We start from the raw sequence: 16,865 nt of genomic DNA on the forward strand, positions 1-16,865 counted from the left end.
TACAAATCCATCAGATAATTGACTGGTAAGACTGTCCGGGTTGGTAAAATTCTAATTACAATTGAGGGACTAAGATGAACATGCTGGAAATGTACAACTACCATGCTTGGGCAAACAAAACGCTGCTGGAGCGATTGAAGCAACTGCCTTCTGAGGTCTTTCACCGCGAAATCAAAAGTGTTTTCCCTTCGATATCCAGCGTGATCTCCCATGTGTATACCGTTGACTAGCTGTGGTTCTACATCATTTCTGGTATGGACATGCCCGAAGCTTTAGACGTTGAAAAGGCAAGTGGAAAGGGAAAGAACATTGATGAAATCGACGCAATGTTTCAAACCTTATCTGAAGCATATAAGGAAACTTTATCTCTAAAGGCAAACCCACATGAGTTAATGTGGCTAAATATCCCATGGGAGGGCAAGCGAGAAACAAGTTTGTCTGAAATGGTAATGCATGTCGTAACGCATGGAACGTATCATCGAGGAAATGTCACAGCCATGATACATCAAATAGGTTATACCTCCGTTACAACCGACATGACCGAATATTGGTTTGTATGACCCCAATTTCGCCGCAAATGGAGGCTTATTTTGAGGCTGCGCTGGTGCCACAGATTGCATAACTGTTCGTTGGTAACTGAGCATCCCTTCTCGCACATCTGGCCAGAAGAGCTTAACAAACTCGCATGCAGGGGTCTTAGGCGTTTCCGCCGAAATAGGTGTCAGTTTACTTAAGGAGGAATTCGATGACTGCTAGGTTGACTCACGAGTGCTTGTTCACTGACAATGTTCAAAAACTGGCGAACTTCTATGCGATGGCATTGGATGTTCCTGTTCCATCAGATAACACCGTATACGTTCAGTTCAATCTTGATGGTGGTGCTTATCTGTCCATCTATCACATTGATGAACAGAACAGCCTTGCTCCTAATTCAGCGGCACTGCGACATAATCGAAGTACAATCCTTGAATTTCACGTAGATGACGTTGATAAGGAATACGAGAGATTGACTGAAGTTGGTGTTGACTGGGTAAAGCACCCGACCACGCAAGAATGGGGCAACCGATCGATTTATTTCCGTGACCCCGATGGAAACTTAGTGAATTTCTACAGCCGAATTTCTGAGTAGTACATACTTATATCGGAACTAGTGAGAGGCAGATGCGAGATGCATCGGTCCTTCTTCAACTCAAGGGGCACATCCGCAATCCTTAACCGCCCTGACCAAATGTATGCTTATGCAGAAGTGATGCTGCCGCTCGTATGGGACAAGTGGGCAGAAGAATGCAGCAAGGGGGTATGATTTCAGTGGAGTTTTCTTTGAATGTAGGCGAGTTTGAGAAGCACGAGGTTGATTTTTACTTGGATCAGTGGAGGGGGAATTTGAACATCGATGTTGATGGACGAAGAGCGGTTGATGACTTTAGGATGTTCTCACTCAAAATGACTAAGGTGTAGGAATTCCCAGTCGGAACTAATGAGCGGCATTACGTGAGAATTGAAAAGCAGAGAAAATTGCTGCTGACTGGGTTCAGACCACAGACCTATCGTGCGTACATTGACGACACTTTGGTGAAGGAATTAGTGGGCAAATAGCACGAGCGTACTGAATGAATATGCATTGCGCAAGCTTTACCACTCTTCAGGTCATGGGCAGAAGTGTACAGTAAGGGCCGATGAAATGAGGAATATGAATGTCAAAGGTAGCAAAGGGCTTTCTAGCAGCGGCACTTGTTCTAACCGTGTACCTCGTTTACGTAATTGGCTACCTCGTCACGTCGTCCCAGACTGGACTGGGCTACGTCTTCCCGTTTTTTCATTTGCAAACGTCTGGTGCAGCACAGACACTTCTTAATATATCTGGTGGACTGTGTGTTGTCGCCTGGATACTTTGGGGCATAGGGTTTGTTAGTGAGTGAGGGGATGGACTAAACAGCAATGGGGCATCTCTGTCGCACTATTATAAAGGGCAAGTCGGTGGATGCTTGCGGGACTATCGGGCAGCTGTGCGACACAAGGGTCTGTAATAAAGATTATTGCTTGGTGACCCAAACTCTATAAAAGGGACCTCTTTGCCCTTCAATGTCGCAATGTATTTCAAAGTCAAATCCAATTAGGGTTTGTCGTCTTGTCAACTCAAAGACAAGTACGTAAACGAGCTTTGGGTCTTTAGCTTTGTATCCATCGTATTCGTTTCCAATTTTGTTGTATGCATCAGAGTACACCCATTCGTCAGCTTCTCGAAGTGTCTCGAATGACGCATCATCTACAAACCATTTAAGCGCCATAGAATCGCCTCCACGTTAACGCTGTCTGCTTTTGCATGATATCACTTGGTACTGACCAGCGCCGAAGTTTTGCGCAATTCAGATCAATACTGTAAATACATGGATATTCACTGGTGCCTGGGAACTCTTATGGGACTCTCGGAGTACGCAGCAACGACTTGCCTTGTGTGCGACGAAATCAGTTGAAACGGTTTCCTGAACGGTTCGTTTGATTTGTGTACGACAAGGAGGAATCCGGGATGAAGCGATTTCAGTCATTCACTTTCGCGAGTGTGGCACTCGTGTTCCCGAGTCCGCCAGCAGGGTGCGGAATACAACACCCACCGCAAACCAAAGTACAAATACTTCAAAGACAAGTGGTGCTGAATTAGCGAGTACAGTAAGCAGTTCTCGGAAGACCGAAGACATCCGTGATTCCACTTCTTCTAGGCAGACCGGTTCATCCTCTCAGCAATCTAATTCATTGTGTTTGCTAATCTAATAGTTGACCACGTGGAGGTTCTTTGACAACCAAAAAGTTGACCACCTCGTAATCCATTTCCTGTACGCTGTAGTTGCTGAGGCTACGCGAACAGGAGGAAAGGACTTGTACGAGATGGTCGATAAAGAGTATATCAGGAAATGCCGGTTTGTTTATGGTTGGTCTATAAGGGAAATCAGTCGACAATGCAGGATTTCTCGGCAGACAGTGCGTAAATTCCTCGAAGATAGTGAAATTCCAAGCTACAGGCTTACCAAGCCGCGTCCCCGCCCTGTAATGGAAAAATGGCTTCCAGTGATTGAAGCATGGTTGAAGCAAGACGAAGCCCCGGGAGTACCACAGAAGCAAAAACACACCTCAGCGAGAATTCATGAACGCCTCAAGGAAGAGTATCCAGATGAGTTTGACGCAGCAGAGTCTACCGTTCGACACTGGGTTGCTAAACTCCGGAACAGACCCAAGGAGGCATTTATTCCACTGACTGCTGATGCTGGTGAACTCGCAGAAGCAGACTTTGGCAAAGCCGTGATAAAGATTAACGGTGTCTCGACAGATGTAAGCTTGTTTGTCATGCGCCTGCGAAACAGCGGGGTTCCATTCGTGCGGGCATTCAGAACGGAAAAGCTAGAAGCCTTCCTAGAAGGGCATCGCCTTGCGTTTGAATGGTTCGGTGGTATCCCCGCAGATGTCCGCTATGATAACCCGAAAACAGCGGTCACCAAAATTCTTGCTGGTCCAATGAGAGAGGAACACGAACTTCTCTCTAGTCTGCGTGCACACTATCTGTTCGACAGCGATTTCTGTCGCCCAGGTGAGGGTCATGAAAAGGGCGGCGTGGAGCACGATGTCGGTTACGTCAGGCGGCACACTTGTGTCCCAGTCCCTGATGTTCCTGATCTAGAGACATTTAATACGATGCTGCTGGATTGGTGTACAAAACAACGGAACAAGAATTGGTCGCTCTGGGAGCAGGAGCGCGCAGCATTACGAGCTCTACCTGTTCACCCGCACCGTTGCGCAACAACACGTCCTGTAGTTGTCAACAAACTCTGCCTTGTTAACTTCGACAACAACCGTTACTCAGTACCGAGCGCCTACGTCGGTAAGACATTGCTTCTGCGTGCTTATGCAGAGAAGATTGAGGTGTTGGACCGCGAAAGGGTTGTTGCCACACACACTCGCTGTCATTCACGTAAAGAAACCATTCTTGAGCTAGAGCATTACTTACCCGTCTTGGCTTACAAACCTCATGCCGCAACCCATGCAGCGGTTGTTCGTCAGTTGCCGGAAGTGTACCAGCGAATTCGCCGGCGCATGACCAACAGTCGACCGGATGGCTATAAAGACTTTGTCGCGATTCTACTGCTACACCGAGTTTTTTCGTCGCAGGACATATTGACTGCCATTGAAGAGATTGGCGCGGATATTGTGACAGCAGAGCAAGTCCGTGCTCGTCTCTTGCAAACAGGTACCCCCTCGTCCGCGCTGACCGTGCCTGATGAATTACAGCACTTTAGACTCATGAAACAGAACCCAGCGCGATACGACTCCTTAGCGAAGGGAGTAGTTCATTGATGAGCGAGAATATCTACACGGGCATGATTGAGATCTACTGTAAAGAACTGCGGATGCCTGGTTTACGCAGGGTCTACAGTGCACTCGCCAGAGAAGCGTTAGATAACAACCATTCACCTTTACAGTTCCTCTCAGCTTGCCTATCTGAGGAGCTCACGTCTAGACAGCAAAGTCGACTACAGACCTACACGCAACAAGCCAAGTTCCCTGCACAAAAGACGTTTCAGGACTTTGACTTCACGTCTATTCCAAGTCTGCCAAAGCCAAAGTTACTGAGCTTGGCAGAGGGCAACTTTATCCGAGACAAAGAGAATGTTGTATGCATGGGTGGAAGTGGTACGGGGAAAACACATGTCTCAATCTCCATTGGCTTAGCAGCCATCTCGGCTGGCTACCGGGTCCGGTTCATACCCGTCATGCAACTTATCCAGGAACTTCTCCAGGCAGAAGCGGAGTACAGATTACCGAGGTATCTACGTGCTTGGGACAAGTTCGACCTTGTTATCCTCGATGAATTGGGGTATGTCTCTCTAGCTCAAGGTGGACCACTGCTTTTTCAGTTCTGCGCTGACCGATACGAGAAAGGGAGCATCCTCATTACCACAAATCTGGAGTTCGCTCGTTGGACCGATGTCTTCCACGACGCCACACTCACGACAGCATTGCTGGACCGGCTGACCCACCGCTCTCACATCCTTGTGTTTGACGGAGATTCTTACAGATTTAAAGAAAGCCAGAGAAGACAGCGAAGTACTGGGATGGGGGTTGTGCAGTGAAAACTGAACAGGGACTATTACGGTTTGACCGGATAAACGAATCCACTTGGTGTTTTGACATGGGGGACCAAGTCATCCCAGTAGCGACAGGTATGGCATTAAGCATTCAATTGACTGACGGCTTTGAACCCGTAGAGGTCTTGGAGATATCCGACAACGGATTGGCTGTGATGTTGAAAAAGCGCGGTGAGAATGGAGGCTGTAAGTATCTGTTAGATCCTACCGAACGATACTTGGCGACAATGCCTACCACAACTGTTGATGAGGTAATTCTGCGGTCCGAGACGTTCCCAGACGAGCCTTCCAGCCACTCACACGTCCAAGACGAGGAAAATGACGCATCCGACTTGCCGTTCTGAACCAAAATAGTAGGTACTACGCTGGCTACCTAACTGCACGGGAGCCAGCGTAAATTATGCCCGAGGTGGTCAACTTTTCGGTTAGCAGGGTGGTCAACATTTAGATTGACAAACACAAGCATGGTTAATTCAGCAATTGGCTGGGCAACAGATATCAATCATGTCTGGTACACCACGAACGGTGGAGCAACGTGGCGTAACGTCACACCAAGTGGCATGGATGCCTCGGTGCACTGGCAGGTCGCGCTGTACAGTCTAGACGCGATACACGCATGGGTCGCTGTAACGCAGCCTACTCACAACCGGAGGACTATTTACCGAACATCTGACGGTGGGAAGTCGTAGGAAAAATCTGTCATGCAAGGTGTAGGCGGCATCAGTACAATCCATTTCACCGATCTTTCCCATGGTTGGCTCTCGTTTGAACAAGGTGATTCCATGGGTAGGGATCAGGCTTCTATTTATCAGACCGGTGATGGCGGGAGGACTTGGCAGAAGATATCGGTGACGGAGAACATAAAAGGTGGGACAATTCTATCCATAGGGATAAAAACGGGTGTGACCTTCACCAACGACAACAACGGTTGGTTGACCGGATACACCTATGCTCATGGTATCCTGTATCTGTACCGTACAACGGACGATGGGCATCTCTGGTCAAAGCAACCAATATCTTTGCCGCCTAGACTGCATCAAGCGCAACTTGCATCGTATCCACCGGTTTTCTTTAACCAAATGGACGGAGTTCTACCTGTCGAGGTATTTTTGGGGGCCCCTCATAGTTTATCGTACCAGTGACGGCGGGGCACGATGAACACCAACGAGCCCTGTGACCGCCAAGGAACAAGGGACCGAAGCAGCGCAAGGCTGGAAATTCAATTTTGTCTTAACGAACATCGGTTTTGCCAGTAACGGATACGAGTTGTTTGCTACAAAGAATGGTGGACAAACATGGGGACGTGTTGCGTCGAATACGATGCCCTGGAATGTCCAGGATTTAGATTTTACGTCGAATAACGATGGATTTGTTCTAACTGCTAAAGGCAATGTATATCACACATCAGATGGTGGCTCTACGTGGGAGCAAGTGAATTGACCAACGTTCACCTGTTATTTATAAAAAGGGCGACTACCAAGTGAGCGTGGTCCTATGCGGTTTGCATGTATATGCGATCGCTAGTCCGACTGAGTTGCTTCGCAATCGGGCAGTCATACACAATAGGGTGATTATTCCATAATGTACTATAATTAGCATAAACTCGCCATCCGAGGAGAGATCATGTGGCAGACTACATCCGGGAAATTCGATCTTTGGTTGGAAACACAAAAATTATCATGGTTGCATGTGGAGCGTTAGTCTTTGATGCCGATAACCGCCTACTGCTTCATAAACGAGGAGATAACGGGCATTGGGGTATACCTGGAGGTTACCTAGAAATTGGCGAAACCGTTGCAGATGCTGCTCGACGAGAAGTGTTTGAGGAGACAGGTCTTCGACTCGGGAAGATGGTTCTGTTCGGGATTTACTCTGGAGTAAAAAACGAATGGATTCATCCGAATGGGGATGAAGTCGCCAATGTGTTGATCGATTTCGTATGTACGGATTATGAAGGTGAATTGCTACAAGTAACGGAAGAATCCCTAGACGTTCGATTTTTCCCTCTTGATGAGTTACCAGCGAAGTTGTTCCCAGGTCAGAGACAAATATTTGCGGATCTGATTTCCGGTAAACGTGCCCCAATCATTTCGTAGACACGGACTGCATGTGTCACTGAAGGCTTGCTTGAATAGTGGCGGTTCTCCTCAGTTGCATCGTCAGAAGGATCACCATCCTCAGTTTTTTTTCGTATCAGAGGGGGAGTAGCCAATACCGATGAGATAACCTGTGTGGGCATTAAACCATCTTTCATGTACGTCTCGGGATACTCGGTGGTGCATTTAGCTAGCCGTATACTATGTGTGCAGTGGAGGAAAGTGTCATGCAGAACGAACTCCTAATTATTGAGGACGACGTACAAATCATTGAGATGCTGCAGAATTATTTGATGAAAGAAGGATACGTTATTGCCACGGCTCTAGACGGTATGGATGGAATTCACCAATTTCAGCAGGATCGGTTCGACGTCGTAATCGTTGACGTGATGATGCCGAGGTTGGACGGCATCGAAGTGATTAAACGGATCCGAGAACAGAGTGCAGTACCTATCATCATCATGTCGGCTAAAGACAGTGACATAGATAAAGTGACTGGGTTTGGATTCGGTGCCGACGATTACATCGTTAAGCCCTTCTCTCTCGTTGAAATATCTGCTCGAATTAAAGCGGCCATTCGTCGTGCAACGACGTATTCACCCGCGGCGTCCAGCACTGATACAGATGCCAGTCTTTCGTCCGACCATCTCTTGATATTTGATAGATTGAGCATTGATTTGAACAACTTTACCGCATGGAAAGACAATGTCGACCTCAGGTTGACGGCTAAGGAGTTCGAAATTCTGAGTCTTTTTGCTACGAATCCCAAGCGAGTATTCACAAAGGCACAGTTGTACGAATTTATATGGAAAGAGAGCTATTATAATGACGAAAACGTGATTAATGTACATATTCGCCGGTTACGTGAAAAAATCGAAGACCAGCCATCCAATCCCCGTTATATTAAAACACTGTGGGGAATCGGATATCGCTGGGAAGGATAAGGGCATGTTAATTGTACTCGCTCTGGTTGTTATAGCGTTCTCTGTTGTGATTGGAATCCAATACCACGCTTATCGGACAAGAAGTGCCTTGCTCGACCATATTCACAAGCGGTTGACTGACATCATTTCGAGTGACACTCAAGAGAAACTCCTCGCCTTTACATCAGATGACCAACTGATTCCCATTTTGAAAGACGTTAATCAATTGCTCGAACATCATCAGCAAGAAGCTGCCAACTTCGTGAGGATGGAACAATCGATGCGGAAGATGCTATCCAATATATCTCACGATTTAAAAACTCCTCTTACAGTGGTGCTCGGCTATCTCGAGGCCATCACTTTAGATCCGGACATGAACGAGGAAGAACGTAAACTCTTGCTGTCTAAAGTGTATGGCAAAGCGCAGGATGTACTAAATCTGGTTCGTCGGTTTTTCGACCTGGCAAGAATCGAGTCAGGGGACCAGGCAGTCCCACTTTCGCCTATTCATATGAACGAAATTTGTGAAAGAAATATCCTTAGCTTCTACGATACGCTTACCGTCAGGGGTTTCGGCGTAACCATCGAGATTCCACACCAACCAATCTATGCGTGGGGCAACGAAGAGGCGTTGGATCGAGTCTTAACAAACTTGATCGCGAATGCAGTCCAGCATGGTGCGGAGGGAATGGTAGTCGGATTGACATTGCGAAGTGATGGCGAGTTTCTGTTCGTCGACGTCTGGGACCGCGGGAAGGGGATTGATGAGTTGTATCAAGATAGGGTGTTCGAGCGAATGTATACGCTAGAGGATTCTCGCAATAAAGCGTATCAGGGAAGCGGACTTGGGCTGACCATTACGAAACGACTTGTGGAAGCGCAGGGCGGGACAATACACATCGACAGCAAGCCGTACGATAAAACAGTGTTCACAATTCGACTAAAACGTATCTCCTTTACGACTTAAGGAATTTTTAGTGATTGGATAAGAAAAAAGAGAACTTCGCGTTCTAGAATACAATTTACAAAGAGCAAAGGAGGTAAAGAACATCGTGTATGCGGTAAGAACGAAGCAATTGACCCGGACTTACAGAGGCAAGGAAGTGGTTTCCGGTGTCAACTTAAACATTAAGAAGGGAGAAATCTACGGATTGTTGGGTCCGAATGGAGCGGGTAAGACAACAGTCATGAAGATGCTCACCCACTTGGTGAAACCAACGTCGGGTGAGATTGAAGTTTTCGGTGAACGACTGACCGACCTATCATACAGGCAGATGGGCAGAATGGGCACCATCATAGAATACCCAATCTTCTACGAAAGGCTTACCGCTTTTGAAAACCTGGATTTGCATCGCGAATACATGGGTTACTACAATAAACGATCGATTCCTGAATCGTTAGAGTTAGTGAAATTAGAGGGTAGCAAAAACAAACCTGTGAAGGAATTTTCGCTCGGGATGAAGCAACGTCTTGGAATTGCACGGGCAATCTTAACGAAGCCAGAGCTACTCATTCTCGATGAACCCATGAACGGTCTTGATCCGTTAGGCATCAAAGATTTCCGAGATCTATTTAAGATGCTATGCAAAGAGTACGGCACTACGATTCTTATCTCGAGCCATATTCTTGGTGAAATTGAACTGATAGCCGACACCATTGCTGTGATGAATAACGGAGCGTTGATTCAGGAGGTCTCCATGGAGTATGTCGCAGGGCAAACGGCGGACTATATAGAAATTCAGACCGACGAAGTCAATCAAGCAGCGTACGTACTCGATAATGATTTGAATTTGTCAAATATTCGAGTCGTGGATGATGGGCGGTTACGCATCTACGATCGCAGCGTACCTCAAAGCGAGGTTATGAAGTCGTTGGTCATGCACGGGGTGCCGATTGAGTCAGCGCATAAAAAACGAGGGTCGCTGGAAGATTACTTTCTGGACATCCTAAGTGGAGGTAGCGGCGATGCCTAAGCTCGTGAGACTTGAACTGCGCAAGTTTGACATTAGACCGTACACTCGGGCGGCGGTCATAGGGACTATCCTGATTTTTATCCTAGTAAGTGGTTTGAGTATCAATGTTCAGATGAGACAATCTGTGCCCTTATTGGGTTATGATTCGGTATTTTCGGTCATAGAGACGCTCGTTCGAGCGATGTATGTCGTACTCGCAGCGGTCATCATCTCACGGCTCGTCATTGACGAGTTTCGCAACAAAACGATTACGGTGATGTTTACGTATCCCATCAATCGCCAAATGGTGATGGTCGCGAAGTTGAGTGTCGTCATAGTGTTTACTTTAATCGGGAACATTGCGAGTTGCTTATTGGTTGCTGCAGCCTTCGCGACATTGAATCACGTGGAAGGTGTGATTCCAGGCTTGCTGACGTGGTCCGTTGCAGAGAGGTTTTTCATCGTGGTTCTCACGAACGCTTTAGCAACTAGCTTCTTAAGTTTGATCCCGCTGTATTTTGGCATGCGCAAACATTCCGTCGCGACGACCATCACATCATCGGTCCTCGTTGCGGCACTCGTCTGCCAAAACATCGGCGGAGTTACCCTATACTCCATCATCGCAGTACCCATAAGTTTAGCAATTCTTGGCGCCGTGATTGGTTACCTGTCCATTCGCAACATTGAACATGTGGATGTTCTGAAGTCGTAAGGGGAGGTGACGGTTTGGATGTTAACGCAAGTGGTTAGATGGACATTGTTGCTATGCGTAGCTTCGACTCTCTTAAACATACTGTTATATTTGGGGACTGGAAACCGAGGTGACCTGACGAACCTGTTGGGTGATGCAGGTTTGGCGATACTGGCTTTATTCGGGTTTTGGTTTACGAAAAGACGAAGGTAAGAATAGGGACGACTGACAGTCCCGCAGACATTCGCGTGGGACGTTTCCGCTCCTAAGTCCCTTTATCTAAGTGTTTTTGGATCATTATCTTTGGAACTGGTCAGATTTAGAGGAAATGAAAATGCTTTAGGCGTGTGTGGGGATATGATGCGCTGTACCGGAAGTAAAGCGCAAACTGTAGCAGAGTGCGGCATGAATTTGAAATCAACTACACTTGACGCCTCGCTTTGGCGTAATACATCATTGCATCTCTGCTATTTCGGAGTGCGAGGTCAGGAATGTTCTCCCGACCGCAAACACCTACGTGCTAAAGAATTACTACCGACCCTCGGTTAACTTCTGAGATGATTTTCATACTCGGTCCCTCACGCCGAGGTACTGTTTCAACGCATCCTGGAGCAGGTGTGAGAAGTTCACATGCTGGTCAACGGCCAAGTCGTCAAGCCACTTCGGAATGGTCAACGTCGTTTTGACAGCCCTCTGCTCTATTTCGTCGCGAAAAGGTGGCATTCACACCTCAACCAGAACGATGGCTTGATTCTCAGCAACTCGCAGTTTGTGGATTGGCGTTGGCTCCGAAATCGGATCGCCATCTTGCTCCATACCGTAGAGGTGAAGTGCCATGGCTTCACGAGCGTTCTTTACTGCCTCCTCAGTTGTGCTGGCACACGGCAGACAACCGGAAAGGTCGGAAACTCGATTGAGATGCCATCATCAGCATAATCAAAGATTGCCGGGTACACATATCGGTCCTTTGCCCTTTCCGCCGGGCAGGCGAGTATTAGAGGTGAATCCGTTATCGCGGGGCTGCAGTCCAGCGTGCTTGAATATACTTCGAACCGTCCCAATTGGTACATCTTTCACAGAGTGGGTTATAGTGACTTTGCCTGGTTTCGTTGGATGCTTGTATTGGTGCTGGTCACCTGCGGCTCTGACGAAGTACCATCCGTCCGCTGTGATGATTTGTATAAGGTCTCGGGACGAATGGCTTTTGATGAAAACTAGTTACCAGTGCCGCATGACGTCAAACTGGGCCAAATATAATCCGGGATCTTCTCAATGTGTTATGCTCTACTTAGCCAACGGGCACGTGAGTTGAAAAAACTACATGCAAGGCTTCAGTCTCAATCACCAACATACAGCCATCGCGTACCAGTAAGACACCATTTTGAATGGTCATTCCGGCAAAACAACCACCATCACGGATAAAGCCACAATTGAACATGTCGTTGGCAATCTTGACTCATCCCGGTTTAGAAAGCCGTCATTCAGCACTCGCTTAACTAGAGTGTCAAGTAGCACACCAGACTGCCGTTGCTGAGGCAGGTAGTTCTAGGTGCGGACTCCCGAGCACCGTAGAGGAGGGGATTGGTTGTGCGGGTGCACAGAATGAAGATGGGTACAGTGCTCGTGGCCATCGCGTTGGTGGTGGCGAGTGCGGGGCTTCCGACTGCACTGGCACAGGGCACAGTTGGGTCTGATGTCACTCCGAAGGTGACGGGACCCGTGGTCACGATGGCGGACTCTTTCTGGCACGATGAGGTGATCGAATTTGGGGGGAGGCTGAACCAGTGGCATGTGACACTAGGCCTCGCCGACGGGAAAACCTTCTCCTTCAAGACCATACAGACAGCGAAGAATGGGATGGCACTGGGGAGGTACTTCACCGATGTTTCCAATGTGAATCTGGGTGAAGATGAAGCCGGTATTGCTGTTGGTGCAGCCGCGGGGTGCATCGTACTGGCTGTGTTCGCTGCGCCTGCGGGGGCAGTCCTCGCCGCCGGCGCAGCGTTGGTGGCACTGATGTGGGCGGCTGACCGCGCAATGGTTGCTAGCACCAGCCAGACCATTGCTATCACTGACTATTTCAACATTCCTGGAGCGCTGAAGGCAGCTCGGTGACTGGCCGTCTGACAGAAATGCGGGAGGGGAAGTCCTGTGTTTATTGAAATGGCGGTTGCCATAATGGCGGTCGGGCTAGCGGTGGCTGTCGTAATGATGATGGTGAAGTCTCCTCGACCGATCGCGTGGAAGGCTCGCTGCTGTGTACTTGTCGTGTTCCTGCTGGGAGTAGTTGTGGCGTTTGTCGGATACACAGCAGAGCTACCTGCGTTGGTCTGGACAGGGCTGGCGATGTTGGGCGCGGACACTGTAGGATTCATCGTCGCGTTGTACCCCGAGTTGAAGGCAGTTCGGCCGCAACGCAAGTGAGGGTCACGGCAAACCGTGCCTTTGGATACGTTGTTGCACTACACCGAATACCCATACCATCGCCGTGAAATTCGCTAAGTAACTAAAGTTGCTAGTCGAAGCCTTAACACTGGCAGAGCTTCACGGTCTAGTCTCTCAGCTGAACCTCATAATCTGTAATGATCTTTCCATCGTACTGTATAATTTGCCCATTTTGATTCCTGTCGCAGAGGATAATGTCGGCACTCATCTGCCCTGCCGCTTCGGGAGATTTGACAAAGCCACCGAGTCCACCGGGTTCTAGGCCGTTCAATTCGGTTGCGACAGCGCCAGGCATAATGCCGAAAATCTGGCGGTGACTACCCATTTTTTTAAACTCGTGAGCGTAAGTCAGCGTCATCACGTTAAGTGCTGCCTTGCTCGTGATGTAAGCGAGTGGGTGCCAAAAGTCGGTCGGAGAAATCGGCACGGTGATGTTGACGATTTTCGCGTTGTCTGTCAGTACTGGCAGCAGACTTTTCATGAGTTCGTGTGTGCCGAGAAAATTTGTTTCCATTGTCGTACGCAAATCTTCAGTTGCATAGTCAAATGTGTGCTTTGTGAGGTCAAGCGCCGGGCGCCCCGACTTTACACTATCAGGAATTCCAGCATTATTGACCAACATATCGAGAGAATCAATCACTGTACCCGCTGTGTGCAAGCTATCCAGATCATTCAAATCAATCTTGATGAACGTTGCTGATATGCCTTCTGCGGCAAGTTTTTCGGCTGCTGCTTGCCCTCGGTTTGCATCCCGCGCCCCGACGAGAACGTCGTAGCCACGCTTTCCAAGACTTCGAGCGATTTCAAAACCGATTCCTTTATTTGCGCCTGTGATGAGTGCTTTCATAGCAATCTCCCTCTCGTTTTTTACTTGATGCAAAGACAACACAACTTCATCAACCATACAGGTATCACGTAAGCATTCGCCAAAACGCCTCAAATCCTCTGATACAATGTGTTTCTGCGTTCGCTGGGTCGTCGATCATGAAACCGATTGTGGCTTCAGCCAATCCACTCATGAGTGCGGCGATGAATTTCAGTGGAGTATCACGCATAGGGCCGTTTGCCCTACTCTGTTCAATCAGCTGGCTGATTCCTGCGAATGCAGCATCAACTGCCTGATGGTTTTCTGGAGTGATATCGTCTGATGCGGTCAACTGTACGAGGGCCCGTTGTTTCTCGGGGAAGGAAACGGCCCAATGGCCCCAACGTGACCATACATGGAGCATTTGTTCGCGGATGCCGCTCTCGACGGCGAGTCCCCCTAAAGCAACCTCAGCTATCTCCTCCTTAAGCTCCACATAGAGTCGATTATATAATTCGGCCTTGGTTTCGAAGTAGGTGAATAAGGATCCGTTCGAGACGCCCGCTTCCTTAGCAATCATAGCTGTCGATGCGCCCAAGCCATGGGATGAGATTACGCGGGTCGCTGCTATAATAATTGCACTGCGCTTGTCGTCGCTTCGTGGTCTCGCCATATTTCGTTCGCTCCAATCTGGATTACCCACATACTATAAAAGAGTGTTTAGTTAGTCAATACTAAGCTTTGGTTCATTTGAGGACAGTTAAACATTAGTGAGAATGGGCAACAACATACTAACCCGTTCACTCGTCCTGGGTGTCGGCAAAGTGGCTGACTTGGTTAGACCGAAAACTCATAAGCCAGCCAGCCATATTGACGTGTTTACCCAATTGAATAGGTTGTCCTGCACGTTTCCGGGTACCCAGTCGTACATCGGGGCGATTTCAGAGAGCAATCCCGTATCTCCCTCAAATCTATATCGCACGGACTTGCGAGGAATAACGGCCCGAGGTTGCCAAATTACGTCCAGAACGTTGTCTAACACGTACAATCGGATGTTTTGGCCTTGTATTTGCCACTTTACCCGAGAAAACGGATTCGGACCATTCACGATTTCGTGACTCCAACCGTCTGGAACGAACGCGTTGTTGCCTGCCATCATAGGCCGATTTTTCGTGAATCCATAAACAGCGGTAAAGTGCATCCACGGACGCATAAATGTATAGGTTCCGACGCCTACGGAAATGAAGTCAGTCTTATCGATGTACTCGCGAATGACTTGATCTCGATTACGTGGCGGAATTTTTTGCACTGGCAAAGTGACAAAGCTGAAATTCTTCAGCACAGGTTCAGAAAAACCTATTGTAAGACGCGTCTCCGGCAAGATGCCAAAGTCACTAGTGTCGTACAACACAAGCACATTCATGGCGCATTCCTCCACGGGCTACAGGTATGCGAAGAACCCAAATGATGTGACATCTGGGGTTCCGACATTACTCGGCCGATTGGCACATTTCCGACGCGACCTGTCGTGCAGCGTTCTGCATCGCCTCCCCTCGTGGTGAATGTTTACATCCTGGCTATGACGTGAGATTGCACCGTTTGTACGATATGAAACGTGAAGTGCGGATTTGCGATCATGTGAGTGGTATAATTTAGAAAATTACTTAAAGTGGGATTCAGGAAATGTCCAAGAACGAGAAGTTGGTCAAGCTGTTTCGCGTGCTATTCATCGTTGTGTTTGTTATTGTCTATTTTATTTCATTCAAAAAACTGTAAGTTCGGCGTGGCCGATTGCGCATCCGGACAATGAGCCATACGTCGCACGCGCGTTGAAATGCCGAGTAACAGGGGAGGGTCAGGCGTGGGGATGTCCGTCGGGATCATAGTTTGTCACGGTAACTTTAACAAGGATATAGCTAATGAGTGGGAATAGCGTAGCCGAAATCAAGTGGGCAGGCGCAATGGAGACCTTGATCGATCAACCAACGGTGAAATTTTCTGGTCCAGTTGTACTGGGGATATACGGTGGCAATTCCAGCACAGGCGCACACAAGAATGAGGACGGTGCCTTGATATGGTCCGATACTGATGCAGACTGGGAGTTCGCAGTGATATTGGACGGTCACAACACGTCTGAAAGTGTTCAACTCGTGCTAAATCACTTCGCACTTTGCAAGAGCGATATCATGGAAATTCTAAACTCGGCGACACCAGACGTCTTTCAACACCTTCATGAGTACATCCGGGAATCCTTGTGTACCCTCGACACTTCGTCAGTTCAAGGCGAGTGTTCCTGCCTGACATTTGCGCGTCGGGGAGGGTATCTGTGGTGGTTAAATGTCGGGGACTGTGCATTGTACCTTCTGAACGAAGATTATGCACGGTTAGGTCAGTACGCAGTAAATCAGAGAAGCTTTTTCGAATGGGTTGGACAAGTCAACACATTTAATCAGCCAATTCCGTGCTACAGTGCAGGCGTAAAATCGCTGCGTCAGGGAAGAAACATCATACTCGCTTTGACAGACGGAGTACTGGAGTTTAAGGACAGTCCATTTGCGAGTCCAAAGCACGTGTACGACATGATGTTTAGTTCAGAAGACATCGGAATTCAGGTTCGCGAGTTACTGGACGTCATCCACACTTCACAAGGAAGAGATAGCGCGACAGTCATTGCCTGGAATCGGAGATGCAACGACGTTGGACAGGTGCCATCGGACGTATGAACATGTAGGACTGGAGTCATGGCTAGCTTTAGCTATGGGGACATAAGGCGTTCGCCGTCAGGCGAATCCGTCCGAAGCGATGATTTATATAAGCA

The 16,865-nt window shown here is 48.2% G+C and carries 22 protein-coding genes and 1 pseudogene; 16 read left to right on the plus strand and 7 right to left on the minus strand.

What is annotated here, in order from left to right; translation table 11 throughout:
* Positions 1-89: 89 nt before the first annotated feature.
* From JC200_RS14710 to JC200_RS14720, 3 genes and pseudogenes are all read left to right on the plus strand, one after another.
* Positions 90-560: pseudogene (locus JC200_RS14710) on the plus strand (DinB family protein).
* Between the two features lie 185 nt (positions 561-745).
* The gene (locus tag JC200_RS14715; RefSeq protein WP_274432436.1) at positions 746-1,129 is read left to right on the plus strand and encodes a VOC family protein; all 384 of its coding nucleotides are present in this window, start codon (positions 746-748) and stop codon (positions 1,127-1,129) included.
* Between the two features lie 565 nt (positions 1,130-1,694).
* A complete protein-coding gene (locus JC200_RS14720) occupies positions 1,695-1,919 on the plus strand; it encodes a hypothetical protein (RefSeq protein WP_274432437.1) in 225 nt (74 codons plus the stop codon).
* A gap of 114 nt (positions 1,920-2,033) precedes the next feature.
* Here the strand turns inward: JC200_RS14720 and JC200_RS14725 are convergent, their stop codons facing one another.
* Positions 2,034-2,288 (minus strand): hypothetical protein, encoded by a 255-nt coding sequence (locus JC200_RS14725; protein WP_274432438.1) that lies wholly within the window; start codon positions 2,286-2,288, stop codon positions 2,034-2,036.
* Between the two features lie 595 nt (positions 2,289-2,883).
* On the opposite strand from JC200_RS14725, the gene istA reads away from it, so the two are divergent.
* The 10 genes from istA (at position 2,884) to JC200_RS14770 (ending at position 10,818) form a co-directional block, all read left to right on the plus strand.
* Positions 2,884-4,344: an IS21 family transposase gene (gene istA / locus JC200_RS14730; protein ID WP_274436562.1), complete on the plus strand. Its 1,461-nt coding sequence runs from the start codon at positions 2,884-2,886 to the stop codon at positions 4,342-4,344.
* Positions 4,344-5,120, plus strand: a complete 777-nt coding sequence (istB, locus tag JC200_RS14735; RefSeq protein ID WP_274432439.1) for an IS21-like element helper ATPase IstB — start codon at positions 4,344-4,346, stop codon at positions 5,118-5,120. Before istA ends, istB begins: the two co-directional genes overlap by 1 nt.
* Entirely contained in the window at positions 5,117-5,479 is a 363-nt protein-coding gene (locus JC200_RS14740; protein WP_274432440.1) for a hypothetical protein, read from the plus strand. Before istB ends, JC200_RS14740 begins: the two co-directional genes overlap by 4 nt.
* A 357-nt stretch (positions 5,480-5,836) precedes the next feature.
* On the plus strand, positions 5,837-6,277 hold the full coding sequence (locus JC200_RS14745) for a hypothetical protein (protein WP_274432441.1): 441 nt from the start codon (positions 5,837-5,839) through the stop codon (positions 6,275-6,277).
* A 31-nt stretch (positions 6,278-6,308) separates the two neighbouring features.
* Entirely contained in the window at positions 6,309-6,575 is a 267-nt protein-coding gene (locus JC200_RS24480; RefSeq protein WP_443111824.1) for a WD40/YVTN/BNR-like repeat-containing protein, read from the plus strand.
* Positions 6,576-6,760: 185 nt separating this feature from the next.
* A complete protein-coding gene (locus JC200_RS14750; RefSeq protein ID WP_274432442.1) occupies positions 6,761-7,231 on the plus strand; it encodes an NUDIX hydrolase in 471 nt (156 codons plus the stop codon).
* A 227-nt stretch (positions 7,232-7,458) separates the two neighbouring features.
* Positions 7,459-8,175, plus strand: a complete 717-nt coding sequence (locus JC200_RS14755; protein WP_274432443.1) for a response regulator transcription factor — start codon at positions 7,459-7,461, stop codon at positions 8,173-8,175.
* Positions 8,176-8,179: 4 nt separating this feature from the next.
* Positions 8,180-9,121: a sensor histidine kinase gene (locus JC200_RS14760; RefSeq protein ID WP_274432444.1), complete on the plus strand. Its 942-nt coding sequence runs from the start codon at positions 8,180-8,182 to the stop codon at positions 9,119-9,121.
* 82 nt (positions 9,122-9,203) lie between these two features.
* The gene (locus JC200_RS14765; RefSeq protein ID WP_274436563.1) at positions 9,204-10,127 is read left to right on the plus strand and encodes an ATP-binding cassette domain-containing protein; all 924 of its coding nucleotides are present in this window, start codon (positions 9,204-9,206) and stop codon (positions 10,125-10,127) included.
* Complete coding sequence (locus JC200_RS14770) at positions 10,120-10,818, plus strand: ABC transporter permease (RefSeq protein WP_274432445.1); 699 nt, start codon at positions 10,120-10,122, stop codon at positions 10,816-10,818. Before JC200_RS14765 ends, JC200_RS14770 begins: the two co-directional genes overlap by 8 nt.
* A 543-nt stretch (positions 10,819-11,361) precedes the next feature.
* Here JC200_RS14770 and JC200_RS14775 read toward each other — a convergent pair.
* From JC200_RS14775 to JC200_RS14785, 3 genes are read right to left on the minus strand one after another with little or no spacing between them, the layout of a single operon-like run.
* Positions 11,362-11,520 (minus strand): hypothetical protein, encoded by a 159-nt coding sequence (locus JC200_RS14775; protein WP_274432446.1) that lies wholly within the window; start codon positions 11,518-11,520, stop codon positions 11,362-11,364.
* The gene (locus JC200_RS14780) at positions 11,521-11,685 is read right to left on the minus strand and encodes a type II toxin-antitoxin system HicB family antitoxin (protein ID WP_274436564.1); all 165 of its coding nucleotides are present in this window, start codon (positions 11,683-11,685) and stop codon (positions 11,521-11,523) included.
* 48 nt (positions 11,686-11,733) lie between these two features.
* The gene (locus tag JC200_RS14785; protein WP_338000217.1) at positions 11,734-12,006 is read right to left on the minus strand and encodes a type II toxin-antitoxin system HicA family toxin; all 273 of its coding nucleotides are present in this window, start codon (positions 12,004-12,006) and stop codon (positions 11,734-11,736) included.
* Between the two features lie 378 nt (positions 12,007-12,384).
* Between JC200_RS14785 and JC200_RS14790 the strand changes: the two genes are divergently transcribed.
* Together JC200_RS14790 and JC200_RS14795 are read left to right on the plus strand one after the other, a co-directional pair.
* Positions 12,385-12,912, plus strand: a complete 528-nt coding sequence (locus tag JC200_RS14790) for a hypothetical protein (RefSeq protein WP_274432447.1) — start codon at positions 12,385-12,387, stop codon at positions 12,910-12,912.
* A 36-nt stretch (positions 12,913-12,948) separates the two neighbouring features.
* Positions 12,949-13,221, plus strand: a complete 273-nt coding sequence (locus tag JC200_RS14795) for a hypothetical protein (protein WP_274432448.1) — start codon at positions 12,949-12,951, stop codon at positions 13,219-13,221.
* A 127-nt stretch (positions 13,222-13,348) separates the two neighbouring features.
* Here JC200_RS14795 and JC200_RS14800 read toward each other — a convergent pair whose 3' ends face one another.
* The 3 genes from JC200_RS14800 to JC200_RS14810 all read right to left on the minus strand — a co-directional run bounded on the left by JC200_RS14800 (position 13,349) and on the right by JC200_RS14810 (position 15,470).
* Positions 13,349-14,146: an SDR family NAD(P)-dependent oxidoreductase gene (locus tag JC200_RS14800; protein ID WP_274432449.1), complete on the minus strand. Its 798-nt coding sequence runs from the start codon at positions 14,144-14,146 to the stop codon at positions 13,349-13,351.
* 7 nt (positions 14,147-14,153) lie between these two features.
* Positions 14,154-14,720, minus strand: coding sequence for a TetR/AcrR family transcriptional regulator (locus tag JC200_RS14805; RefSeq protein ID WP_274432450.1), 567 nt, complete (start codon positions 14,718-14,720; stop codon positions 14,154-14,156).
* Positions 14,721-14,897: 177 nt separating this feature from the next.
* Positions 14,898-15,470: a hypothetical protein gene (locus JC200_RS14810; RefSeq protein WP_274432451.1), complete on the minus strand. Its 573-nt coding sequence runs from the start codon at positions 15,468-15,470 to the stop codon at positions 14,898-14,900.
* A gap of 496 nt (positions 15,471-15,966) precedes the next feature.
* On the opposite strand from JC200_RS14810, the gene JC200_RS14815 reads away from it, so the two are divergent.
* Positions 15,967-16,770 (plus strand): PP2C family serine/threonine-protein phosphatase, encoded by an 804-nt coding sequence (locus JC200_RS14815; protein ID WP_274432452.1) that lies wholly within the window; start codon positions 15,967-15,969, stop codon positions 16,768-16,770.
* Positions 16,771-16,865: the final 95 nt, after the last annotated feature.

The sequence above is a fragment of the Alicyclobacillus sp. ALC3 genome (genome assembly GCF_028751195.1).
Classification (GTDB): Bacteria; Bacillota; Bacilli; order Alicyclobacillales; family Alicyclobacillaceae; genus Alicyclobacillus_L.